Origin of the sequence: Streptococcus mitis (genome assembly GCF_002096855.1) — a bacterium.
GTDB lineage: Bacteria > Bacillota > Bacilli > Lactobacillales > Streptococcaceae > Streptococcus > Streptococcus mitis_Y.
This window is the reverse complement of record NZ_NCVH01000033.1, coordinates 217,096-241,815: the sequence shown is the minus strand read 5'-3', so window position 1 is coordinate 241,815 and position 24,720 is coordinate 217,096. Positions and strand designations below refer to the sequence as shown.

The following is a 24,720-nucleotide window of genomic DNA, read 5'->3' as shown; positions in this document are numbered from 1 at the left end:
AGTACAGTTTTTGTCAAATTATTTTATGAACTAAAATATATCGTTCGGTTTTTCTTATGTGAATAAAAAAGAAAGAGGAGAGATTATTTTCTCCCCACTTCTTCTACATTCTAATAATACTCGCCCTGACGATAGTCCCATGAGTTAAAGGTGTCTGATAGATGCATCATAATCTTATCAATGTCAAGCCCTTTGCGGATTACAACTGGAGCTGGTGAGGTTGAACGTGCTCCTCCTTGTTCTGGGATGAGTTTGCCGTCCTTATCGACCATAGAGACCATCACACCTTGCTCGTAGCGAGTTTCAATCGTTTTGTCAGGCTGGATAGATGCCACATAGTCGTCCGCCTCGATAACAAGGTCCACTGCTCCTTCGATGCGTTCTCCGATACCTTCTACCTTACCACGATTTCCTTTTCCAGATGGGTTAGCTGATGAGGCATAAACCATCTTGCCTTCTTCCCAAAGTTTGGCAGCCAATTGTTCACCAGCTTTCCCAAACTTGATAACAAAGCAGCTAGTTCCACGCACGTCAGTCATCAGTTCTTCACGACCATCACCGTATGCTTTGAGTTTTTCAAAGGCTTCTGGTTTCCAAGGAAGGATACAACCAAGAAGAATATCTTCATCCCAATGTTTTTGGTAAAAGGCTTCAATTTCTGGGTTGAGTTGTGCTAAAGCGCGAAGCTCATCCATGCTACCACAGAGAACAACACCTGGTTTGTTACGGTTACGTTCTTTGGCTGCGAACTTGCGTTCAAGTCCTGCCTTGTCACTAGTCATGATGATGTAGCCAACTTTAGTAGGGCAAACAATACATCCGCCCTCACCTTTTAAAATGTCATAGCCTTCTTGCGAAAGTGTTCCGTTCCATTGAATGTGTTTTGTCATAGTTCTATTTCCTTTTCTATTTTTCTTCTAATCCTGCCAGTAGGCTGGTCGTTGTTTTTCATAAGCAGCAATCAAGTCTTCATACTGCAAGGTAATACCGATATCATCCAAACCATTTAAGAGTTTGTGTTTCCATTCGCTATCGATTTCAAAAGTGAATTCTCCAACTGGTGAGATGATTTTTTGTTGTTCCAAGTCCACAGTTATCTGGTCAGTTGGTTGTAGCTGGGCTAGTTTCTCTCTAACCTCTCTAGGCTGTACAATAGGCAACATGCCATTATTGAGTTCATTATTGTAATGAATATCACCGAAAGAGCCTGCAATAACGACCTTAAAACCGTAGTCTGCTAGAGCCCAAGCTGCGTGTTCCCTTGAAGACCCTGCCCCAAAGTTATCCCCTGAGATGAGGATACTAGCTTTCCGATATTCAGGTCTATTAAAGACAAAGTCTGGGTCCTCAGTATACTTGTCATCCAGATAACGCCAAGCATACATGAGGTACTTACCAAAGCCTTTTTTATCAATTAACTTGAGAAACTGCTTGGGTAGGATTTGGTCGGTGTCGATGTTATCATTCATAAGAGGAACGGTCGTTCCCGTATAAACTGTGAATTTCTCCATATCCTCTCCTTACTGGGCTTCTGGCATTTGTCGAACATCTACAAAGCGCCCTGCAATAGCTGCTGCTGCTGCCATAGCTGGACTGCAGAGATGGGTCTTAGCACCAAATCCCTGCCTGTCCTCAAAGTTGCGGTTGCTGGTTGAGGCACAGTGGATACCATCTGGAACCTTGTCAGGATTCATCCCTAGGCACATAGAGCAACCTGGGTCTCTCCACTCAAAGCCAGCATCCAGAAAGACCTTGTCCAAGCCCAACCTCTCAGCAGCTCGTTTGACAGGACGAGAGCCTGGGACTACGATAGCCGTTAAGTTGGGAGCAATCTTCTTTCCTTTGACAAATCGAGCAGCCAGTTGCAAATCGCTGAGACGAGCATTGGTACAAGACCCGATAAAGATATAGCCTAGTTCAATATCTGCTGGCTTTTGACCAGGCTCCAAGTCCATGTAATTGTAGGCTCGCTCATCATTCATATCCTTAATTTCTGGAAAGCTACTGTCAAAGTCAACACCCATAGCAGGATTGGTTCCCCAGGTCACCATGGGAGCCAATCCTGAGACATCCATCTGGATAACCTTATCATAAACAGTATCCTCATCGCTGACAAGCGTCTTCCAGTCAGCAACCGCCTCCTCAAAAGCTTCAGGAACGCATTCCCGTCCCTTGAGATAATCATAGGTGGTTTGATCCGGATTCATGATTCCCATCTTAGATCCAAATTCGATGGACATATTGCAGATAGTCATTCGCTCTTCCATGCTCAGTGCATCAATAGCTTGCCCACGATATTCCACCACGTAGCCAACACCACAAGCAACGCCGTACTTGGCAATCAAGGCTAAAATGAAATCCTTGGAATAAACTCCTTTTTGAGGAACTCCAGTGAACTCCACCAACATTTTCTTAGGTTTGACCTGCCAGAGTGTTTGGGTAGCGAAGACATGCTCGACCTCACTAGTCCCAATTCCAAAAGCGATAGCTCCGAAAGCTCCGTGGGTTGCTGTATGGCTGTCCCCACAGACAATAAATTTTCCTGGTTGGGTCCGTCCTGTCTCTGGACCAACCATATGAACGATTCCTTGCTTTTCAGAACCGTGGGCCGCATGTTCAATCCCAAACTCTTCAACATTTTCAGCTAACTTATCAATCTGTGCTTTGGAGATTACATCTCGAATATCATATATATTGACCGTCGGGACATTGTGGTCAAAGGTACCAAATGTTAAATCTGGTCGTCTCAATCTACGACCTGCATCTCGCAATCCTTGAAAAGCTTGGGGACTAGTCACTTCATGAATATAGTGCTGGTCCACATACATGAGTTGGGGCTGCCCCTCTTCTCCTGTGATGACATGGCGGTCCCATAATTTATCAAAAATCGATTTTCCTGCCATCCATTACCTCCAAATAACATATAAGGCTACTAGTGTGGTCACCATCCCAAGAAACCAAACTGTTTTAAAATACCATTTTCGAGTCTTGTGATGAAAGATGATTCCTGCTAACCAGGCCCCAAAACCACCACAGACAAGTGCTATAGTCAAGAGAATTTTCTCTGGGATGCGCCAAGCACCTCTCCTTGCCTTGGATTTGTCAATGCCATAAATCAAGAAAACCATGACATTCCAAATCAAAAGGATTAGAGTAATTTTTTCATCTAACTTCATAACCTTGCAATAATAGCTTCCGTCATTTCCTTGGTCGAAGCCTGTCCTCCTATATCTCTCGTTAAAATTCCAGCTGCCAAACTTGCCTCAACAGCACGCTCGATACGCTCTGCATCCTCATAACATCCAAAGCTGTCTCTCAGCATCATGGCCACTGATAAAATCATGGAAATAGGATTAGCAATTCCTTGACCAGCAATATCAGGCGCTGAACCGTGAATAGGTTCATAGAGACTTGGTCCATTTTCAGAATGACTGGCTGATGGCATAACCCCAAGTGTGCCAGATAGGACGCTTGATTCATCAGAGAGAATATCTCCAAAAAGATTCTCCGTTACGATAACATCAAACTTGGCAGGATTGGTAATCATGAGCATGGCAGCTGAATCCACTAACTGGTGTTCCAAGGTCACATCTGGGAAATCCTGTGAGACCTCCTCAGCTACTTTCCGCCAGAGTTTTGATGTTGCCAACACATTTTGCTTATCAATACTGGTAAGGATTTTTCTCCGACTTCTTGCGATTTCAAAGGCTTTGCGAATAATCCGCTCCACTTCCTCATAGCTATAGTCGTTGATATCACGCGCTTTTCTTTCTTCAAGAATATGATCCCCAAAATAAATCCCACCTGTCAACTCCCGTACCACAACAAAGTCTACACCAGCAATTCGTTCCGGTTTGAGTGGTGACAAATGCTTGAGACTGTCAAAGATTTTTACAGGGCGAATATTGGCATAGAGATTGAGTTCCTTACGGAGAGCTAGCAAGCCTTGTTCAGGGCGAACCGCTGCTCCATCATACTGAGGACTACCGATAGCCGCTAGGAGAATGGCATCTGTTTCTCTACATGCTTTGAGGGTTTCACTAGGTAAAGGATGGCCTGCTGCATCAATTCCTGCACCTCCAAAAGGTCGTTTGTCTATTTCATAGTCAAAGCCTGTTTTTTCAGCTAGAGCTTCCAAAACTTCTAAACCAGCCTCCATGATTTCTGGGCCGATTCCATCCCCTGCCAGAACTACTATTTTCTTTGTCATAGCTTTCTCCTTTACACACTAGGCATATCACGATAGGAAACACTGCGTCCCATCTCACCAGCATTCTCTTTTTGAACAAAGGTATTAGCATTGATGTAGGCAATAGCAGATGCTTTCAGTACATCGAAATCAAGCCCTGCTGCATTAAAGATGGTTTCTGTATCTCTGTTTTCAACAGTGACCAAAACCCGAGCTTGGGCATCAATTCCATCTGTCACAGCGTCAATAGTATAGGACACCAAGCGGACGGATTGGTTAAAGAACTTATCGATAGCGTTAAAGATTGCTTCAACGGAACCTTGCCCTGACGCATTGAAATCAACTTTCTCACCATCCATATTGGCTAGGCTAACGAGTGCTTCAATGTCATTATCTGCATGAGTTTGAAGTTGTAAATCATCAAAGTGGAAGCCTTCTGGATTTTCAACCATGGTTCCAGCTACCAGAGCACGAATATCTGCATCTGTGATTTCTTGTTTCTTGTCGGCCAATGCCTTGAACTTAGCAAAGAGTGGTTTGATATCCTCTTCTGTAAAGTCTAAGGCCAGTTCTCTTAGTTTTTCAACAAAGGCATGGCGACCTGACAATTTTCCAAGTGGGAGGCTGTTACTCTTGACACCGACCAATTCAGGGGTGATAATCTCATAAGTAAGAGGATTTTTAAGGACTCCGTCTTGGTGAATACCAGATTCATGAGAAAAGGCATTGCCACCAACAACGGCCTTGTTTTTAGGAACTGGGATACCTGAGAAGCGAGAAACCATTTCTGAAGTATTGATGGTTTCATTTAGGACAATACTGGTTTCTGCTTGGTAGTAATCTTGACGAATATTGAGGGCTACTGCAATTTCTTCCAAAGCAGCATTTCCAGCTCGCTCCCCAATACCGTTGATGGTTCCTTCGACTCGCCCTGCACCATTCTTAACAGCAGCAAGGCTATTAGCCACTGCCATTCCGAGGTCATCGTGGCAGTGTGGCGAATAGACAATATGACGATTTGTCTTGACATTCTCAATCAGGTGTTTGAAGATAGCACCGTACTCTTCTGGAGTGGTGAATCCAACCGTATCAGGGATATTGATATAAGTCGCACCTGCATCAACCGCTGTTTGAACGACTTGTAAGAGGAAATCCAACTCTGTTCTGGTCGCGTCCTCAGGAGAGAATTCGACAATCTCAAACTTAGAACGGGCATAGGAAACATGCTCCTTAATAGCTTCTAAAATCTCTTCCTTACTCTTATTGAGCTTATACTTTCGGTGAATCGGACTGGTAGCGATAAAGACGTGAACCTGTGGATACTTGGCATCCTTGAGGGCCTCATAACAAGCATCAATATCAGACTTAACAGAGCGTGCCAAACCAGTCACCGCTGTTTTCTTCAAGGCCTTAGCAATCTCCTGCACTGCCGTAAATGAGTCTGGACTAGCCGCTGGAAAACCAGCTTCAATTGCTGAAATACCCCATTTCTCCAGCTGTCTTGCAATGGCAATTTTTTCCTTGATTGAAAAATTAACACCAGGTGTCTGTTCTCCATCCCGAAGGCTGGTATCTAGAAATTCAACTGTTCTCATAAGATTTCCCCTTTTCCAAATGTGGTTTTAAAAAAACATCTCGCTCAGAAGTCCAAGCGAGATGTTGATTCATTCCCGCTTGGTAAGCCAAACAGGACTAATGCTTTTTGCACTAGCCCGAGTACCTCAACAACAAAGCGAATTGATTAAACTTAGCTGTTTTCATGTTTGACTTTCTCCTTCGTTTGATATCTTGTTTAGTATTTTAGCATAGGCAAAAGTACTTGTCAAGAAAAAATCCAATATTTTCTGAAAATTTCTTCAGTAGAGAATATTTTGCTAATTGAAAGTTCTTGAAAAATCTTGAAATGTTTCATTTTTTAGAAGTTAAGTTCCAACTTTTTTCTATAAATTCCAATACTTCTTTATCTGATAAAGTATCATCAAGCGCCACACTAATCCAGTAACGTTTATTCATATGAAAAGCTGGATAAATGCCCTTTTTTGAAAGTAAATCGGCTACTTTGTCATGTTTGAGGTTGACTGCTTCCACTAGCTCTTCTCTGCCCTTTTCCAGCTTATCCCAAGAAATTTTCATCAAGACGGCATACCACTTTTTATTGCCTTCATGTCTTAACACTGCCGTATCAGGCGATTTCTCCCACAAATACTCCAACTGATTACCATACTTTTCCTGAACTTGAGTCATGATTCGCTTAGTCTGAGGGCAGATAAAATCCTGTACCTCAAAACAAGCCTTCCGAATCTGGTAGAGAATCTCCAGACAAGCCTCACGGACACTTGCAACAAAACTTCCTGTCATACTTTCCATATGAACTTGAGGATAGAGGTCACCAGTCTCCTGGTCAAAGACTTGAAAACTCACATTATCAGTAGTGATGGACACAGTCATGACAAAGTCATCCTGCAAAATCTGGCAACTATAGGTCCAGACTCCACTATTTTCTACAAAACCATAATCATGAGCCTTTTCTTGATTCAATTGATAGGATTTAAAAATTTCAAACATAAGTGAAAACTGCTACCAAAAGCTAGCAGTTCCTTTCTATTTTTTAAAAGACAACCTTAGTACCATGTAGTTGTGTCACTCCCAGTTGGTCGATAAAGATTTGACGGTTGTCAAGGTCAATCCCCCCACCTGGTAGAATTTCAATCTTACCTTTAGCGTGCTCTAAAATTCTGTGATAGTGAGCAAAACGTTTTTCTAAAGAGTCACCAGATACACCCGCACGAGTCAGGATTCGAGTGACACCAGCTCGACTAAGCCAGTCAATAGCTTCCAGTTGATCCTCATCACTCAATTCATCAAAGGCCATGTGGAAGACAATTTCCATTCCTTTTGATGCAGCAATTAACTTTTCAAGATTAGGCTTATCCAACTTCTTATCAGCAGTTAAAGCCCCAAATACAACCCCTCGACTTCCAGCCTGAGCAGTTAACCGAATGTCTTCTAGCATGATTGCAATTTCTAGTTCATTATAGACAAAGTCGCCACCACGTGGACGAATCATGGTCATGATGGTCGTATCGTAGTTAGCTGCCAATTCAACCGCTGCCTTGGTTACTCCATAGCTTGGTGTTGTTCCTCCCACTGCTAGATTATCACAGAGTTCGATTCGACGCGCTCCTGCCTCCATCGCTTTTTCAAGCAAGGTCACATTTTCAGCACAAAATTCGTAAATCATTTGATTCTCCTTGAAGATTAATTTAAATTTATTATATCATATTGTTGTGAATATGCTTTCAATTTTATCAAGGCAAATAACTACTATTTTAACTATTCTTTGTCTGGAATGACCTTGAAGAGATAATAGGTTATAAAAATAGTCAAAGCTCCCAGACCGATTTTGACTGGTAAGAGAGGGGCAAAATAAATGGAAATTCCCATCAAGATATAGATAGATACGATGATTTTTTTCTTACGTTCACGCGCAATGGACTTGGTCTCACGAAAATCAGCCACATATGCTTGATAGAGTTTGGTATGATAAAGCCAATCTTCGAAGCGCTTGGAACTTCTTGAGAAACAAGCAATAGACAACAAAAGAAAAGGCGTTGTCGGCAATAAGGGCAAAACAACCCCAATAATAGCCAAGGCCAGTGATAAGAAACCAATAATTAGATAGATAAGACGCATAACTTCTCCTAGTTAATACTCTTCGAAAATCTCTTCAAACCGCGTCAACGTCACCCTTACCGTAGGTATGGTTCCTGACTTCGTCAGTCTCTTCTGCAACCTCAAAGCAGTGCTTTGAGCAACCTGCGGCTAGTTTCCTAGTTTGCTCTTTGATTTTCATTGAGTATAAAATAATCTTCTTCTAGTTTCGCATAAAATGATGAATTTTGTCAAGTTCCAACCAAAAAGAGCCTGAAATTTACTTTCGGGCTCATCCTCTTATTTAATCTTTTCTTCCTCGTAGTCGCCTTTGCTACAAACAACCTGCTTGCCACCACCACGGACTTTTTTCTCCATAAGGAAGTTGCCACATTTTGGACAGTCACGACCAACAGGCTTATCCCAAGAGGTAAATTCACATTCTGGATAGCGATTGCAACCATAGAAAAGGCGGTTACGTTTGGTTTTACGCTCAATGATTTGTCCTTGATGACAACTTGGACACTCAACACCAATCTCTTTCACGATTGCTTGGGTATGACGACAGTCTGGGAAATTGCTACAAGCGTAGAACTTACCAAAACGACCAAGTTTAATGACCATTGGACTGCCACACACTTCACAATCAAATCCAGCTGGTTCATCCTTGATCTGGATTTTCTCCATTTCTTCTTCAGCCTTGGCTACTTCTTTAGAGAATGGTTTGTAAAAGGCGTCAATGACACGTTGCCACTGCTCTTTTCCAACTTCGACGTCATCCAGTTTGCCTTCCATTTCAGCTGTGAAGGTCACGTTTACGATATCCGGGAAATATTCAACGATGAGCTTGTTAACAATTTCTCCCAACTCTGTCGGTTCAAAGCGTTTGGCTGCAAGGCGAACATAATAACGTTTCTGAATGGTTTCAATGGTTGGTGCGTAGGTTGACGGACGGCCAACCCCATTTTCCTCCAAGGTCTTGATCAATGTCGCTTCAGAATAGCGAGCAGGCGGTTGAGTGAAATGTTGCTCTGGTTTGCTATTCACCTGCTTAACCACATCTCCAACAACCATATCTGGTAACATCTTATTCTTATCAGAATCATTATAAATGGCAAGATAACCATCAAACTTAACCTGACTACCATTGGCAGCAAATTGAACCCCATTTTGAGACAATTTAACAGCCATGGTATCAAAGACAGCAGCTGTCATCTGACTCGCTACAAAACGATTCCAAATAAGAGTATAAAGCTTGAGCTGATCCTTGTCCAGATACTTAGCAATACTTTCAGGTGTATTAAAAACACTAGACGGGCGAATAGCCTCGTGGGCATCCTGAGCACCTGAAGCGTTTTTGACCTTGCTACCATGCTTAGAATACTTGCTACCAAAACGGTCCGTAATGAAACTTGCTGCTTCGTTCTGCGCTACTGGACTGATACGAGTCGAATCGGTACGCATATAGGTAATCAAACCTTGGACACCAGAACCGATATTAATTCCTTCATAGAGCTGTTGGGCAACCATCATGGTTTTTCGAGTACGGAAATTGATTTTATTGGCAGCATCCATCTGCATAGATGAAGTGGTATAGGGTAATGGAGCATTGCGTTTGCGCTCTTTCTTATCCACCTGATCTACTGTGAAATCTTTGCTAGTCAAATGGGACAAGACTTCTTTGACTTCTTCGTTGGTGATCAATTTCATCTTTTTGCCATTCATACCATAGAATGAAGCTTGAAATTGCTTGGTTCCCTTCTTAAAGACACCATCAATTGTCCAGTATTCTTCTGGTTTGAAGGCATTGATCTCATTTTCACGGTCAATGATTAACTTAAGCGCAATAGACTGTACGCGCCCTGCTGATAAGCCTTTCTTGACCTTTTTCCACAAAATAGGCGAAATCGAATACCCGACCAAGCGGTCCAAGACACGACGAGCCTGTTGGGCATCGACCAAGTCCATATCAATCTTACGAGGTTCTTTAAAAGCATTTTTGACCGCATCCTTGGTGATTTCATTGAAGACCACACGGTTGGCATCATTTTCATCTAAGTTGAGAATATGGGCCAAATGCCAAGAAATCGCTTCTCCTTCACGGTCCGGGTCACTCGCCAGAAAGACTTTATTAGCTTTTTTAGCTTCTTTTTTCAAGTCATTGATGAGAGGACCTTTTCCTCGGATGTTGATATATTGCGGTTCATAATTATTTTCAATATCGACGGACATACTGGATTTCTTCAAATCACGGATATGCCCAACACTGGCTAAAACCTTGTAATTTCTGCCTAGATATTTTTCAATCGTCTTGGCCTTAGCAGGCGACTCCACGATTACTAGATTTTTTTTAACTGTTGATTTTTTCTTTTTTGTTGCCGTAGCCACAGTATCACACCTTTTCAAAGTAATAAACTTTATAAAGTGTAAACCATTTTGCCATAACTGTCAAGACTTAGCTACTATATATAGAAGAAAAGTTTGTCTAGTAAACGAACTTTCGTCTTAAAATTCAAATTCCGCAAGCACATCTTGCCCACTTTTAACCAATTTTGCTCCTTCCTGAATCAAATGATGGCAACCGTCTGATAGTCCATCTAAAATGCTACCAGGAATAGCAAAAACATCACGTCCTTCTTCCATTGCTCGCTCACAGGTAATGAGACTCCCCGAGCGCATCTTAGCCTCTGCTACAATCACACCACGACAAAGTCCAGCAATGATGCGATTACGGGCAGGAAAATGAAATTTTAGAGGTTGTTCGCCAGGTCCATATTCACTGAGAATCAGATGGTCATTGCCGATGTAGTCTTGCAAGCGTTTATTGGCTTTAGGATAAAACACATCCAGTCCTGTTCCAATCACTGCAATGGTTTTTCCACCATTCTGCAGGGCTGCCATATGAGCTGCTGTGTCAATACCTTTGGCTAATCCACTGACAATAACCAGTTCATTTTCCAAACCCTGAATAATTTTTTCAACCGACTTAGCTCCCTGTTTGCTACAAGCACGACTGCCCACAACCGCTACCTTAGGAAATTTCAAGAGTTCAAGATTTCCCTTGTAAAATAAAAGTACAGGCGCATCATATATTTCACTCAAATCCCAAGGGTAACAGTCATCTAAAATAGAGAAAGATGGAAATTTTTGAAACTCCTTCTCCAAATTCTCATCGTCTATCTGAAAATAACGTTCCATAAAAACGGCTGGATTTCTGCAACCTGATATATCTGCAATATCACCCAACAAAAGCTCCTGATCAACATTTTCACCATATTCTAGGACCTGCAAAACCTGTTGATTTGTCAAACCTGATTTTTTTAACTTATAGATTTCATAGTTTGTGATTTTCATAAATAACTCCATTTCTTTTTCTACTCATCTATTTATTCGTAAAAAATCAAAAAAACATCCGACTATTTAGCCAGATGTTGGAATCTTTAATTTTCGTTTTTAAGAATTTCTTCTAATTTATGATAGTCTTGGACACTATCGATTTCATAGATGCTATTGCCTTCTAATTCTTCAACATAGACATCCAGCTCTTTGATGTTATCCTTAACCATATTGTCCCAGTAGAGATCAACAAACTCGCCACTTGCATAAGCCTTGTCGATAAAGCTGACAATCTTTTCTGCAGTTGGAGCGTCCCAGAAGGATACACCACTAAGGATACGACCAGCCTTGCTATCAACAGTAATGTCTTGAACCTTATAGTCATCTCCATAGACCAAGAACCATTCGTTGGTACAATCTTCACGATAGACACTAAAATAAGTCGAACGTGTCAAATCATTGCGGAACATATTTTTAAAGAGATAATTATCGGCATCAATAACATAGCTGTTAGCTAATTCTTCTTTTACAAGATAGAGAGAGTAAAAGTTATTGTAGTCAGCGTATTTATCATTGAAAACGAGGCGAACACCGTATTTTTCTTTTAAGTAATCGAATTGTTCTTTAAGGTAACCAACAATGATGATGATGTCATTGATTCCTTTTTCTTTTAAAAACTCAATTTGGTATTCAATCAAGGGTTTTTGATTGACTTGAACCAAGGCTTTAGGGGTATTTTCAGTCATAGGACGCAAGCGAGTTCCCAATCCCGCTGCTAATATGATGGCTTTCACACGAATCTCCTTTATTCTTTAATAATAATATAAACTCCAGCAATGACGACAAGTGACGTAATAATTGTCAGCATATCTAGCGGTGCACCCAAGAAAACAACTGCAAACAAGACTGTCCAAACTACATAACTCACGTTCAATCCTGTAGCCTTGGCTGGTTGCAAGCGATTGATAGCGATATAATAAGCCAAGTAGGAAATCATATCAAAGGCAGCAAAGACAATCATAAGACCTAGTAATTGTCCATTGGCTACTTCTGCAAATGACTGATGAGAGAAGAGCACAATCACAAGATAGGACAAGAATGAAGACACTTGACGGATTAAGAGGGCTTCGATTTCACTCAATTCACTTTCCATGGCAAAAGAGCTAAGGACACTCTCACTCCCCCATGCAATAGCACAAACCAAAGCACAGAGAATACCAATGTAGAAGGAATTGACCTGTTCAACCTTATAGGTTTGAGCAATAATCCCTGCAATAATCAAGACAATACCAAATACAGTATTTTTCGAAATCTTGTGCTTCAAAAAAAAGAAAGCCAATAAAACTGAAATCGCAGGATAAATAGCCGATACTGATGAAGCTAAGGAACTTCCGATATACTTAACCGCATAAAGATTGGCCTGCATACCGATAGGGCCTGCTAGCAAGGCTCCGATGATAACACTAACATTGCGAATATTTAAGAAAATTGAGAGACGAACTTTTCCTTCTTTTACCAAGAGAAAAGCTAGTAAGATAAAGATACTCAAGAAATCGTGAGCAGCGGCCACCACAAAGGGCGACAAATCTGTAAAAATCGAAAAGATATAAGCACTAATCGTTAGACCTAACCCCCAGAAAATACCTGAGAGTAAACCGAAGGAAACTCCATTTTTATTTTTCATCTGAACCTCCATAATAGGTCAAACCTTTAACAGCTCTTTGGTAACGATTCACACCATAGTCACCAAAATCTGCCCCTTGCTCTTCCTTATAGACAGTCCATAGACTCCAAATAGTATCTTGCAAAATTTTATAGATCGCAATCTTTTCACGAGAGACAGGTGTTTGCTCACTCTCATAGTGAGACAAGAAGGCTTCTTCCTCTTGATGAGTGAATTCAGACTCTAAAAAGAGAGCAGCCAAATCCCACATTGGATCATTCATTGATGAGTATTCCCAGTCAATCAGATAAAGTCGTCCTTGAGGTGATTCGATAAAGTTTTCAGGCACCAAATCGATATGACAAGATTTTCTATCAACACCTAAGTCAGCCAGTCTTTTCTCTAAGGAGAAGACTTCTTTTCTAACTGCTTCATAGTTGGCATAAGGGATTTTCTCTTCAATCAAGGATTCGTATTTTTTGATTTCTTCAAAAGGAGCAAATTCTCCTCTTAATTCCTTGCCAGAAGCATGAATGGTTTGTAGAATTGGAGCAATTTTATCAAATTTGGTCTTGATTGACGTTGAATCCAGCGTAATCGCAGATTCGATATACTCATTTACTTTGATACCAGCTTCAATATCAAAAAGATAATTTTTTACATCTAAGTCTAAATCCTTTAGTAGTTCAAGATTGTACTTTTCATCTTGACGATTGATCAGCTTTTCTGTCCCTTTACCAAAGAACTTAACAATGTACTGCTTATTTGTTGTTTTGACCAAATAGTTTTGATTGGTCATTCCCCCCAGTTGTTCAACACTGAGGACTTCCTCTTCTTGACTAAGTAAGGAAGAAATTTTTTCTTTAATGATTTTCTCCACAATTAACCTCCAGCACTTATACTTCCCACTTAAACACTGTTTTAAAGGCTGTGTTTAAATCGGTCGCAAAGACACGGTGAATATCTTTAATTTCTCTTACAGGTTCTTCTAGATAAAGGATATTTTTAAGACGATTTGCAAATTTCTTGACTTCCATCATTTGGATTGCATTTTCAAAATCAATGCGACCAGAACGAGAGGAACCAACCAAGAGCAAGCCTTTTTCTAAAGCATCGCGTGTATTGAGATTGACTTTATATTCGCTAACGCCCATCATGAGAATCGTTCCCTGAGGACGAATGTAGCGAATCAAGTCATTAATGGCTGGTCCAGTACCATCACCACCACAACACTCAAAAGCATGATCAAAAGCCAAATCTTCTGGAATATTATCAGTAATATAGCATTCTTTTGCAAATGAGAAGAGTTCTAACTTTTCCCAATGACGACCAATAACCACAATCTCTGCTTCTGGCAAAGTATAGTTGATAATATTAGCAACCACAAAAGCTAAACTTCCATCTCCGATAACAGCGATTCGATCCCGCTTGCTATGAGCAAGGGTCAATAGACGATTCATAGCATGCATGCCGACGCTAACAAACTCTGTAATGGCTGCAACCGTATCTTCGATAGCATCATAAGCCACCACACGATCTTTAGGGAGAGAAACAAACTCTCTCATAAAGCCATCAAATCCACTAGACAAGAAATGGGTCCCTGTCATGTAGTTCTCATAGAATTCTTCATCGCTCTGCATAGGAGGCTGATTAGGAATCATAACAACCTTTTGACCAACCTCATAGGTTCCTGTCGGATCAGAAATAACGGTTCCACATGACTCGTGAATCATTGCCATTGGAAGCTTTTTATTCAAAATCTTCGGATCACGTTTTCCTTGGTAGTAACGCTGATCCGCATGACAGACCGCCATATAATTAGGGCGGATGAGGATATGATTCTCTTGGTCAATAGCCTCTTCCTGATATTTGATATTGATAAACTTAGGCTTAGTTAGTTGATAAATTTGATTAATCATTTTACTAGTCTTTCTCAATCATACTTTTTGCAATCTTCAAATCTGTCACTGTTGTGATTTTTAGGTTTGAGTATTCGCCCTTAGCCAAGGCCACATCTTTTCCTTTAATCACAAAGATTTTACATGCATCTGTCAAGATTTCCTTCTCTTCAGTAGAAAGAGAGCCATAAAGATCCATGAAGTCCTTGCAACGGAACGTTTGAGGCGTTTGTCCTTGATAGAGGTGAGCACGATTTGGAATATCTGTAATAAATTGACCGTTGGTGCTTTCAACGATAGTATCAACCGCCTCTACCACTGTGTCCACTGCGTCATGATTTTGGGCAAGTTTGATATTGTCCTGAATCATGCGAAGTGTAATAAATGGACGAACAGAATCGTGGGTAACAACGATATCCTCTGGAGTAAGCGGACGATAAGCATCAATGGCTTCAATGATTTTCTCAATACTCGTATTACGGTCAGCACCACCCTTTGTAATGATGATACGTTCCTTGTGAAGAGGAAGATATTTATCTACAAGATCTTCTGCATGAGAAACCCAGTCTCCATGAACCCCAACTACAATTTTTTCAATACTTGGTTCCAATACAAATTTTTCAATTGTATGAATCAAAATAGGTCGATCACCTAGCTCTAAAAATTGTTTTGGCAAGTTACTGATTCCCATGCGTGTGCCAGTTCCACCAGCAAGAATTCCTGCATAAATCATCTATTTTCTCCTTTGTCTTACTAAAAAAACTTGTTCTCTCTATTATACCACAATCTAGTCCTATCATGAAAGAAATACTAATCATCCCGTTCTAGAATAGAAGGATTAAGGAGTTCTATTATTCAAAGAAACTAGTCCATTTCTAGTAATGACTAGGAATTCTGTAGTCATTACTAATAAATGGCTGTGAAATTTTAGAGTTCTTCAGAATAATATAGTTTTCTTAAAGAAAACTTAAAATTAAGCTTTGAAACTTCAAAGTGATTACTTGACTTATCCTCAATGAAAATCAAAAAGCAAACTAGGAAGCTAGCCGCAGGTTGCTCAAAGCACTGCTTTGAGGTTGCAGATAGAACTGACGAAGTCAGTAACATATATACGGTAAGGCGACGCTGACGTGGTTTGAATTTGATTTTCGAAGAGTATTACTGCCCTTCATTTCTTATTAGCTGACTTTATGATATAATGAAAAACGAGGTAAATTGAATGAAAAGTATAAAATTAAATGCTCTATCTTACATGGGAATTCGTGTCTTGAATATTATTTTTCCCATCTTAACTGGTACCTACGTCGCGCGTGTCTTGGACCGAACTGACTATGGTTACTTCAACTCAGTCGACACAATTTTGTCATTTTTCTTACCCTTTGCAACTTATGGGGTCTATAACTACGGTTTACGAGCCATCAGCAATGTCAAGGATAACAAAAAAGATCTGAATAGAACCTTCTCTAGTCTTTTTTATTTGTGCATAGCTTGTACGATTTTGACTACCGCTGTCTATATCCTTGCCTATCCTCTCTTCTTTACAGATAATCCAATCATCAAAAAGGTCTACCTTGTTATGGGGATTCAACTCATTGCCCAGATTTTTTCAATCGAGTGGGTCAATGAAGCTCTGGAAAATTACAGTTTTCTTTTTTACAAGACTGCCTTCATCCGTATCCTGATGCTGGTCTCTATTTTCCTGTTTGTCAAAAATGAACACGATATTGTTGTCTATACACTTGTGATGAGTTTATCGACACTGATTAACTATCTGATTAGTTATTTTTGGATTAAAAGAGACATTAAGCTTGTTAAGATTCACATAAGTGATTTTAAACCGCTCTTTCTCCCTCTAACAGCCATGTTAGTCTTTGCCAATGCTAATATGCTCTTCACTTTTTTGGATCGTCTCTTCCTCGTAAAAACAGGGATTGATGTCAACGTTAGTTACTATACCATGGCTCAACGAATTGTGACCGTTATAGCTGGGGTTGTAACAGGTGCAATAGGAGTGAGTGTGCCTCGTCTCAGTTATTATCTAGGAAAAGGAGACAAAGAAGCCTATGTTTCTCTGGTTAACAGAGGCAGTCGAATCTTTAACTTCTTTATCATTCCACTGAGCTTCGGACTCATGGTTTTAGGACCAAATGCCATCCTACTTTATGGTAGTGAAAAATATATCGGAGGCGGTATCTTAACCTCTCTCTTCGCTTTTCGTACGATTATCCTGGCACTGGATACCATTCTTGGTTCCCAAATTCTCTTTACAAATGGCTATGAAAAACGAATCACAGTCTATACAGTCTTTGCAGGATTGCTCAATTTGGGCTTAAATAGTCTCCTCTTTTTCAACCACATCGTGGCTCCTGAATACTACTTACTGACAACTATGCTATCAGAGGCCTCTCTACTTGTTTTCTATATCATTTTCATCCATAGAAAACAACTCATCCACTTAGGACATATCTTCAGCTATACTATTCGATACTCGCTCTTTTCACTTTCCTTTGTAGGAATTTATTTCCTGATTAATTTCTTGTATCCCGTGGATATGGTCATTAATTTGCCATTTTTGATTAATACTGGTTTGATTGTCTTGCTATCAGCCATCTCTTATATTGGTCTACTTGTCTTCACCAAAGATAGCATTTTCTATGAATTTTTAAACCATGTCCTAGCCTTAAAAAATAAATTCAAAAGATCATAGGAGTTTAAAATGAAACAACTAACCATTGAAGATGCCAAACAAATTGAATTAGAAATTTTGGATTATATTGATACTCTCTGTAAAAAGCACAATATCAACTATATTATTAACTACGGTACTCTGATTGGGGCGGTTCGACATCAGGGCTTTATTCCTTGGGACGACGATATTGATCTGTCCATGCCTCGAGAAGACTACCAACGATTTATAAACATTTTTCAAAAGGAAAAAAGCAAATATAAGCTCCTTTCCTTAGAAACTGATAAGAACTACTTTAACAACTTTATCAAAATAACAGACAGTACGACTAAAATTATTGATACTCGGAATACAAAAACCTATGAGTCAGGTGTTTTTATCGATATTTTCCCTATGGATCGCTTTGATGATCCTAAGGTCATTGATACTTGTTATAAGCTGGAAAGCTTCAAACTTCTGTCTTTCAGTAAACACAAAAATATTGTCTATAAAGATAACCTTTTAAAAGATTGGATACGAACAGCCTTCTGGTTACTCCTTCGACCTGTTTCTCCTCGTTATTTCGCACATAAAATCGAGAAAGAAATTCAAAAATATAGTCGTAAGGATGGGCAGTATATGGCTTTTATCCCTTCTAAATTTAAAGAAAAGGAAGTCTTCCCAAGTGGTACCTTTGATAAAACAATTGATTTACCCTTTGAAAATTTAAGCCTTCCTGCACCTGAAAAGTTTGATACTATTTTGACACAATTTTATGGAGATTATATGACCCTACCACCAGAAGAAAAACGCTTCTACAGTCATGAATTTCACGCTTACAAATTGGAGGATTAGGATGCAGTATTTAGAAAAAAAAGAAATTAAAGAAATTCAACTAGCCCTGCTAGACTATATTGATGAGACTTGTAAGAAACATAATATTCCTTATTTTCTCAGTTATGGAACCATGCTTGGAGCTATCCGCCACAAAGGTATGATTCCATGGGATGATGATATTGATATTTCTCTCTATCGTGAAGATTATGAGCGTTTACTGAAGATTATTGAAAAAGAAAATCACCCTCGCTATAAGGTTCTTTCATACGACACTTCTTCTTGGTACTTCCATAATTTCGCATCGATTTTGGATACTTCTACTGTTATCGAAGACCATGTTAAGTACAAGCGTCATGACACCAGTCTCTTTATCGATGTCTTCCCAATTGATCGCTTTACAGATTTGAGCATTGTCGACAAGAGTTATAAGTATGTAGCCCTTCGTCAACTAGCTTATATTAAAAAATCACGCGCAGTTCACGGTGATAGCAAGTTAAAAGATTTTCTAAGATTATGTAGCTGGTACGCCCTCCGAGTGGTCAATCCCCGTTACTTTTACAAGAAAATTGATCAGCTAGTCAAAAATGCTGCAACCAACACTCCTCAATATGAAGGAGGAATTGGGATTGGTAAGGAAGGTATGAAAGAAGTCTTCCCAGTTGATACCTTTAAAGAACTCATCTTAACTGAGTTTGAAGGCCGTATGTTGCCCGTCCCTAAAAAATATGATCAATTTTTAACCCAGATGTATGGGGATTATATGACACCACCATCAAAAGAAATGCAAGAGTGGTATAGCCACAGTATTAAAGCTTATCGCAAAAGCTGATTAAGCAGTAGTTTACAAGAAAAAATATAACAAAAAAGAGAAGATCGTTACACCTTCTCTTTTTTCTATTTAAATTGCTTCTGTAACAAAACTACGGCTTTCCAATACTTTGAGCATGGCGTTAGCTGTATCTAGGGCTGTAAAGAGGGGGACCCCGTGTTCAATGGCTGAACGGCGAATCTGCTCACCATCTTCATCAGCAGTTCGTTTTGTTCCAACTGTGTTAATAATAGCTTGGATTCTTCCTTGGCGAACAAAACTTGGGATATCTTTATCGTCATCACCAATCTTACCAACAGGTTGAGCTTGCAATCCATGACTAGCAAAGAAGGCTGCTGTCCCTTCTGTCGCGAGGATTCCATATCCAATATTTTGGAAACGACGAGCTAAATCCAAGGCCTCTTCTTTTGCATCATCAGCAATGGTAAATACAACATTTCCAAAGGTTGGCAAGTGTAGGTAAGAAGCTTCAAAGGCTTTGTACAAAGCTTTTTCCAAAGTTGTATCAGAACCCATAACTTCACCTGTTGACTTCATTTCAGGACCAAGCAAGCTGTCTACCTTAGCTAGTTTCGTAAAGGAGAAAACAGGTGCCTTGATATGAACACGAGTGCTTTCAGGGTAAAGTCCATCTTGGTAACCAAGTTCTTCAAGTTTTTGACCAAGAATGAGCTTGGTTGCTACTTGAGCCATAGGGATATTGGTCACTTTAGAAAGAAATGGAACCGTACGGCTGGCACGTGGATTAACCTCAATAACATAGACTTTTTCATCCTTGATGACAAACTGGATGTTCATCATTCCAAGGCAGTTAAGACCGATTGCTAGGCGTTTAGTATAGTCTGCGATTGTTTCTTGCACCTTTTGCGACAAGGTTTGTGGTGGGTAAACGGCCATTGAGTCACCTGAGTGGACACCGGCACGTTCGATATGCTCCATGATACCAGGAATGAGTACATTTTTACCATCTGAAATGGCATCAACTTCGCATTCTTGCCCAACGATGTAAGAGTCAACAAGAACTGGGTGGTCTGGACTTGCCTTAACCGCAGTACGCATATAAGAACGAAGGTCTTCTTCGTTTTCAACGATTTCCATGGCACGTCCACCAAGTACATAAGATGGGCGGACAAGAACTGGGAAGCCAATCTTGCGAGCTGCAAGAACTGCTTCTTCTTCATTGGTAGCCGTTTGTCCTGGTGGCTGTGGAATATCCAAATCTTTTAGAGCTTGCTCGAAGAGGTCGCGGTCTTCAGCTCGGTCTAGGTCAGCGACTTGAGTTCCCAAAATGGTTACACCTGCTTTTGCCAATGGCTCCGCAAGATTGATGGCTGTTTGACCACCGAACTGAACAATAACCCCTTTTGGTTGCTCCAAGTCAATGACATTCATAACATCTTCGAAAGTCAATGGCTCAAAGTAAAGCTTATCTGATACAGAGAAGTCTGTTGAAACGGTCTCTGGGTTTGAGTTCATGATGATGGCTTCGTAGCCAGCCGCCTGAATAGCCTTAACCGAGTGAACAGTTGCGTAGTCAAACTCAACGCCCTGACCAATACGGATTGGACCAGAACCTAGGACAAGTACAGATTCTTTATCGGACTTGATAGACTCGTTTTCCCAACCATAGGTTGAATAGAAATACGGTGTTTCTGAGTCAAACTCTGCGGCACAAGTATCTACCATCTTGTAAACTGGGACAATCTTGTTTTCTAAACGAAGTTGGCGAACTTGATCAGCTGTTGTTCCCCAAAGTTCCGCAATCTTACAGTCTGAGAAACCATTGAGTTTTGCTGTTTTCAGGACATCGACATCCTGAGGATGTGCGCCCAATTCTTGCTCAATCTCAAAGATATGCAAGAGTTTATCAAGGTAGAAGATATCAATCTTAGTCAAGTCAGCAATCTCTTCTGGTGTATAACCACGACGAATGGCTTCTGATACATAGAAGAGACGGTCATCTTGAGCCTTGACAACTTTTTCAATCAAGGCGTCATCTGAAACATCTGCAAGCTCAGGCATTTCATTATGATGGACACCAATTTCTAGAGAGCGACAAGCTTTAAGGAGAGATTCCTCGATGTTACGACCGATTGCCATAACTTCTCCAGTTGCCTTCATCTGAGTTCCAAGACGACGTTCACCCTTCTCAAACTTATCAAATGGAAAGCGTGGAATCTTAGCAACCACGTAGTCAAGGGCCGGCTCAAACATGGCATAAGTTGAACCTGTAACTGGGTTAATAACTTCATCCAAGGTCAACCCTACCGCAATCTTAGCAGCCAATTTAGCAATTGGATAACCTGTTGCCTTAGAGGCAAGAGCTGAAGAACGAGATACACGAGGGTTAACTTCAATAACATAGTACTTAAAGCTGTGTGGATCAAGCGCAAGCTGAACGTTACATCCGCCTTCAATCTTGAGAGCGCGAATAATGCTCAAACTAGCATCACGAAGCATTTGGTTTTCATAGTCGGACATGGTTTGCGCAGGGGCAAATACGATAGAGTCCCCTGTGTGGATACCGACTGGGTCAAAGTTTTCCATGTTACAAACAACAAGGGCATTGTCAGCTGAGTCACGCATCACTTCGTATTCGATTTCCTTGAAACCTGCGATTGAACGCTCAATCAAACATTGGGTGACAGGTGACAATTTCAACCCATTTTCAGCGATTTCACGCAATTCTTCCTCATTGGCACACATACCACCACCAGTACCACCAAGTGTAAAGGCTGGACGAACGATGACTGGGTAGCCAATTGTTGCTGCAAAGGCAACTGCTTCTTCTACTGTATTAACAATTTCAGATTCAGGAATTGGTTGCTCAAGTTCCTCCATCAATTGTTTGAAGAGGTCACGGTCCTCCGCTTGGTCAATAGCAGATAATTTAGTTCCCAGAAGTTCCACTCCAAGCTCATCTAGGATACCATTTTTAGACAATTCCATGGCCATATTGAGCCCTGTCTGACCACCGAGTGTTGGTAGCAAGGCATCTGGACGTTCCTTACGAAGAATTCGTGTCACAAACTCAAGTGTAATCGGTTCAATATAAACCTTATCAGCAATTTCCTTGTCCGTCATGATAGTTGCAGGATTTGAGTTAACCAAAACAACCTCATACCCTTCCTCTTTCAAAGACAAGCAAGCCTGGGTCCCAGCGTAGTCAAACTCAGCAGCCTGACCAATAATAATCGGACCAGAACCAATCACCATAATTTTTTGAATATCAGTACGTTTAGGCATTTATAAGATATTAAGGGCGTCAAGCGGACAAAGCTAAAATAGGAGTTATGACGAAGAACTATCAGTTCTAGGAATAACTATCTTTTTAGCGCCGTCCGTAGCCCGTATTCAGTTCAGCAAATACGGACCACCCTTCTCCTTTCTATTCGTCGCCTCTCAGGGCGACATTAAATAAATTCTCCGACGATTTTTTAGCGAAACGATACTTTTCGGTAAAAAATCTAGTGCAGGGAGTTTTTAGTTCGCCTAATAGCGACTAAAAGAAACGACCTGCCTTTCTATTCGGCAACTCTCGGGTTGCCATTAAATAAATTCTCCGACGAGCTTTTACTCGTTCTTAGTTTGGTTGTTTAAAAGCTTCCATCATCTCGATAAACTCGTCAAATAGATAGCTGGCATCATGAGGACCAGGGGCTGCATCTGGATGGTATTGAACAGAGAAAGCAGGTTGGTATCTGTGACGCACACCTTCAACTGACTTGTCATTGATTTCTTCGTGAGTAATGATCAAATGCTCTGGCAAATCCTCACGGCTGACTGCATAACCATGGTTTTGACTTGTAAAATCCACACGTCCTGTAGCAATTTCACGTACCGCATGGTTGAAACCACGGTGACCAAACTTCATCTTGTAAGTCTTAGCCCCGTTTGCCATAGCAAAGAGTTGATGTCCCATACAAATACCAAAAATTGGAATTTTTCCTTGCACACCGCGAATCATGTCAAGTGCTTGTGGAACGTCTTCTGGGTTACCTGGACCATTTGACAACATAACTCCGTCAGGATTGAGATGGAGAATTTCTTCAGCCGTTGTCGAATAAGGAACAACTGTCACGTTACAGTTGCGTTTAGAAAGTTCACGTAGGATTGAGTGCTTGAGACCAAAGTCCACTAACACCACGCTTAAACCAACTCCTGGAGCTGGATATGAAGTTTTAGTAGAAACCTGTTTGATATTGTCAGTCGGTAAGACTGTCGCTTGGAGCTGGTCCGTCACATGGTCCATACTGTCCCCAACATGGGTCAAGGTTGCACGCATAGTACCATGCTTACGGATAATCTTGGTGAGTGCACGCGTATCAATCCCTGAAATACCAGGAATTTTCTTGGCTTTCAAAAATTCATCCAAGGTCATTTGATTTCGCCAATTGCTAGCTCGACGCGCTTCTTCAAAAACAACGACTCCCTTACAAGTTGGAATAATGGATTCGTAATCATCACGGTTAATTCCATAATTTCCCACCAAAGGATAAGTAAAGGTCAAGATTTGTCCATTATAAGACTGGTCTGTAATGGATTCTTGGTAGCCGGTCATGCCTGTATTAAAGACGATTTCGCCTGTTACATCAATATCTGCTCCGAAGGCCTTGCCTTCAAAAACTGTGCCATCTTCTAATACTAGAAGTCTTTTTGTCATATTTTCACCTCTCGTGGACGCTCACTGGCGTCTTTTAACGTCTTGTGTTTTAGTTGGCGTTTCTACTCGCCAGTACGGATTCTAAGATTGCCATTCGAACAAAGACACCATTGGTCATTTGTTGGACAATCCGTGATTTTGGTGCTTCAACCAAGTGATCTGCGATTTCTACATCACGATTGACTGGAGCTGGGTGCATAAGGATTGCTGTTTCTTTCAAACGATCGTAACGTTCTTGAGTCAAGCCATGTTGGGCATGGTAATCTTTTTTTGAAAAGACAGCTCCACTATCATGACGTTCATGTTGCACACGGAGAAACATCATGACATCCACCTGATCAATGATTTCATCAATAGTTACAAACTGTCCATAGTCTGCAAACTCTTGACTCCTCCATTCCTCAGGTCCAGCGAAAAAGAGTTCAGCTCCCAAGCGTTTCAAAATCTGCATATTGGATTTGGCAACGCGTGAGTGGTCCAAGTCACCTGCAATCGCAACCTTAAGCCCCTCAAAGTGGCCAAATTCCTCATAAATGGTCATCAAATCAAGCAAGCTCTGGCTAGGGTGTTGGCCCGAACCATCTCCACCATTGATAATGGAAGTCGTAATCGTGGGACTTGCAATTAACTCTCTGTAGTAGTCAACCTCTGGGTGGCGAATCACACAGACGTCAACTCCTAGAGCAGATAAAGTCAAAATGGTATCATAGAGTGTCTCACCCTTATTAACTGAACTAGTCTTCACATCAAAGTCAAGTCGTTCCAGCCCCAGTTTAATCTCTGCTACTTCAAAGGACTTATGCGTCCGTGTAGAATCCTCAAAGAAAAGATTGGAAACAATCGGATGGTCTTCATAAGGAAGCTGAGCTCCATTTTTAAACTCAATTCCTCGCTTAATCAATTTCATCACTTGATTGACAGTGAGATCTTCCATGGATACCACATGGTTCAATGCTTGTTGATTTTCTGACATGGCTACTCCTTTAGCT

Annotated in this window: 22 protein-coding genes; 3 read left to right on the top strand and 19 right to left on the bottom strand. The window is 40.8% G+C overall.

Features of this window, described 5'->3' with window-relative positions:
* Positions 1 to 110: 110 nt before the first annotated feature.
* The 16 genes from B7698_RS09440 to B7698_RS09360 form a co-directional block, all read right to left on the bottom strand.
* Complete coding sequence (locus B7698_RS09440; protein ID WP_000160498.1) at positions 111 to 890, bottom strand: L-threonylcarbamoyladenylate synthase; 780 nt, start codon at positions 888 to 890, stop codon at positions 111 to 113.
* A gap of 27 nt (positions 891 to 917) precedes the next feature.
* Complete coding sequence (leuD, locus tag B7698_RS09435) at positions 918 to 1,511, bottom strand: 3-isopropylmalate dehydratase small subunit (protein ID WP_084865486.1); 594 nt, start codon at positions 1,509 to 1,511, stop codon at positions 918 to 920.
* Between the two features lie 9 nt (positions 1,512 to 1,520).
* Complete coding sequence (gene leuC / locus B7698_RS09430) at positions 1,521 to 2,903, bottom strand: 3-isopropylmalate dehydratase large subunit (RefSeq protein WP_084865484.1); 1,383 nt, start codon at positions 2,901 to 2,903, stop codon at positions 1,521 to 1,523.
* Between the two features lie 3 nt (positions 2,904 to 2,906).
* Entirely contained in the window at positions 2,907 to 3,176 is a 270-nt protein-coding gene (locus B7698_RS09425; RefSeq protein ID WP_084865481.1) for a DUF1294 domain-containing protein, read from the bottom strand.
* Positions 3,173 to 4,210, bottom strand: a complete 1,038-nt coding sequence (gene leuB / locus B7698_RS09420) for a 3-isopropylmalate dehydrogenase (RefSeq protein WP_084865480.1) — start codon at positions 4,208 to 4,210, stop codon at positions 3,173 to 3,175. Before leuB ends, B7698_RS09425 begins: the two co-directional genes overlap by 4 nt.
* Before the next feature lie 11 nt (positions 4,211 to 4,221).
* The gene (locus tag B7698_RS09415) at positions 4,222 to 5,784 is read right to left on the bottom strand and encodes a 2-isopropylmalate synthase (RefSeq protein WP_084865478.1); all 1,563 of its coding nucleotides are present in this window, start codon (positions 5,782 to 5,784) and stop codon (positions 4,222 to 4,224) included.
* 313 nt (positions 5,785 to 6,097) lie between these two features.
* The gene (locus B7698_RS09410) at positions 6,098 to 6,754 is read right to left on the bottom strand and encodes an MmcQ/YjbR family DNA-binding protein (protein WP_084865477.1); all 657 of its coding nucleotides are present in this window, start codon (positions 6,752 to 6,754) and stop codon (positions 6,098 to 6,100) included.
* A 43-nt stretch (positions 6,755 to 6,797) separates the two neighbouring features.
* Positions 6,798 to 7,430: a copper homeostasis protein CutC gene (locus B7698_RS09405; protein WP_084865476.1), complete on the bottom strand. Its 633-nt coding sequence runs from the start codon at positions 7,428 to 7,430 to the stop codon at positions 6,798 to 6,800.
* 92 nt (positions 7,431 to 7,522) lie between these two features.
* Positions 7,523 to 7,882: a YbaN family protein gene (locus B7698_RS09400; RefSeq protein ID WP_004258004.1), complete on the bottom strand. Its 360-nt coding sequence runs from the start codon at positions 7,880 to 7,882 to the stop codon at positions 7,523 to 7,525.
* Between the two features lie 258 nt (positions 7,883 to 8,140).
* On the bottom strand, positions 8,141 to 10,228 hold the full coding sequence (gene topA, locus B7698_RS09390; protein ID WP_084865475.1) for a type I DNA topoisomerase: 2,088 nt from the start codon (positions 10,226 to 10,228) through the stop codon (positions 8,141 to 8,143).
* Between the two features lie 117 nt (positions 10,229 to 10,345).
* The gene (dprA, locus tag B7698_RS09385; protein ID WP_084865474.1) at positions 10,346 to 11,194 is read right to left on the bottom strand and encodes a DNA-processing protein DprA; all 849 of its coding nucleotides are present in this window, start codon (positions 11,192 to 11,194) and stop codon (positions 10,346 to 10,348) included.
* Positions 11,195 to 11,280: 86 nt separating this feature from the next.
* Positions 11,281 to 11,970, bottom strand: a complete 690-nt coding sequence (locus B7698_RS09380) for a sugar phosphate nucleotidyltransferase (protein ID WP_000643974.1) — start codon at positions 11,968 to 11,970, stop codon at positions 11,281 to 11,283.
* An 11-nt stretch (positions 11,971 to 11,981) separates the two neighbouring features.
* Positions 11,982 to 12,860 (bottom strand): DMT family transporter, encoded by an 879-nt coding sequence (locus B7698_RS09375; RefSeq protein WP_084865473.1) that lies wholly within the window; start codon positions 12,858 to 12,860, stop codon positions 11,982 to 11,984.
* Positions 12,850 to 13,719: a choline kinase LicA gene (licA, locus tag B7698_RS09370; protein WP_084865472.1), complete on the bottom strand. Its 870-nt coding sequence runs from the start codon at positions 13,717 to 13,719 to the stop codon at positions 12,850 to 12,852. Before licA ends, B7698_RS09375 begins: the two co-directional genes overlap by 11 nt.
* 16 nt (positions 13,720 to 13,735) lie before the next feature.
* The gene (locus B7698_RS09365; protein WP_084865471.1) at positions 13,736 to 14,758 is read right to left on the bottom strand and encodes a ribitol-5-phosphate dehydrogenase; all 1,023 of its coding nucleotides are present in this window, start codon (positions 14,756 to 14,758) and stop codon (positions 13,736 to 13,738) included.
* A gap of 4 nt (positions 14,759 to 14,762) precedes the next feature.
* Positions 14,763 to 15,470, bottom strand: a complete 708-nt coding sequence (locus B7698_RS09360; RefSeq protein ID WP_084865469.1) for an IspD/TarI family cytidylyltransferase — start codon at positions 15,468 to 15,470, stop codon at positions 14,763 to 14,765.
* Positions 15,471 to 15,956: 486 nt separating this feature from the next.
* On the opposite strand from B7698_RS09360, the gene tacF reads away from it, so the two are divergent.
* Genes tacF through B7698_RS09345 form a run of 3 tightly spaced genes read left to right on the top strand, consistent with a single transcriptional unit; the run spans position 15,957 to position 19,068 of the window.
* Positions 15,957 to 17,444: a type IV teichoic acid flippase TacF gene (gene tacF / locus B7698_RS09355; protein WP_084865467.1), complete on the top strand. Its 1,488-nt coding sequence runs from the start codon at positions 15,957 to 15,959 to the stop codon at positions 17,442 to 17,444.
* 9 nt (positions 17,445 to 17,453) lie between these two features.
* Complete coding sequence (locus B7698_RS09350) at positions 17,454 to 18,257, top strand: LicD family protein (RefSeq protein WP_084865466.1); 804 nt, start codon at positions 17,454 to 17,456, stop codon at positions 18,255 to 18,257.
* A 1-nt stretch (position 18,258) separates the two neighbouring features.
* Entirely contained in the window at positions 18,259 to 19,068 is an 810-nt protein-coding gene (locus B7698_RS09345) for a LicD family protein (RefSeq protein WP_084865464.1), read from the top strand.
* 69 nt (positions 19,069 to 19,137) lie between these two features.
* On the opposite strand, the gene carB is transcribed toward B7698_RS09345, so the two are convergent.
* The 3 genes from carB to B7698_RS09330 all read right to left on the bottom strand — a co-directional run bounded on the left by carB (position 19,138) and on the right by B7698_RS09330 (position 24,704).
* Positions 19,138 to 22,314: a carbamoyl-phosphate synthase large subunit gene (gene carB / locus B7698_RS09340; RefSeq protein ID WP_084865462.1), complete on the bottom strand. Its 3,177-nt coding sequence runs from the start codon at positions 22,312 to 22,314 to the stop codon at positions 19,138 to 19,140.
* Positions 22,315 to 22,651: 337 nt separating this feature from the next.
* On the bottom strand, positions 22,652 to 23,731 hold the full coding sequence (locus B7698_RS09335) for a carbamoyl phosphate synthase small subunit (protein ID WP_084865460.1): 1,080 nt from the start codon (positions 23,729 to 23,731) through the stop codon (positions 22,652 to 22,654).
* Between the two features lie 49 nt (positions 23,732 to 23,780).
* Complete coding sequence (locus B7698_RS09330; protein WP_084865458.1) at positions 23,781 to 24,704, bottom strand: aspartate carbamoyltransferase catalytic subunit; 924 nt, start codon at positions 24,702 to 24,704, stop codon at positions 23,781 to 23,783.
* Positions 24,705 to 24,720 lie beyond the last annotated feature (16 nt).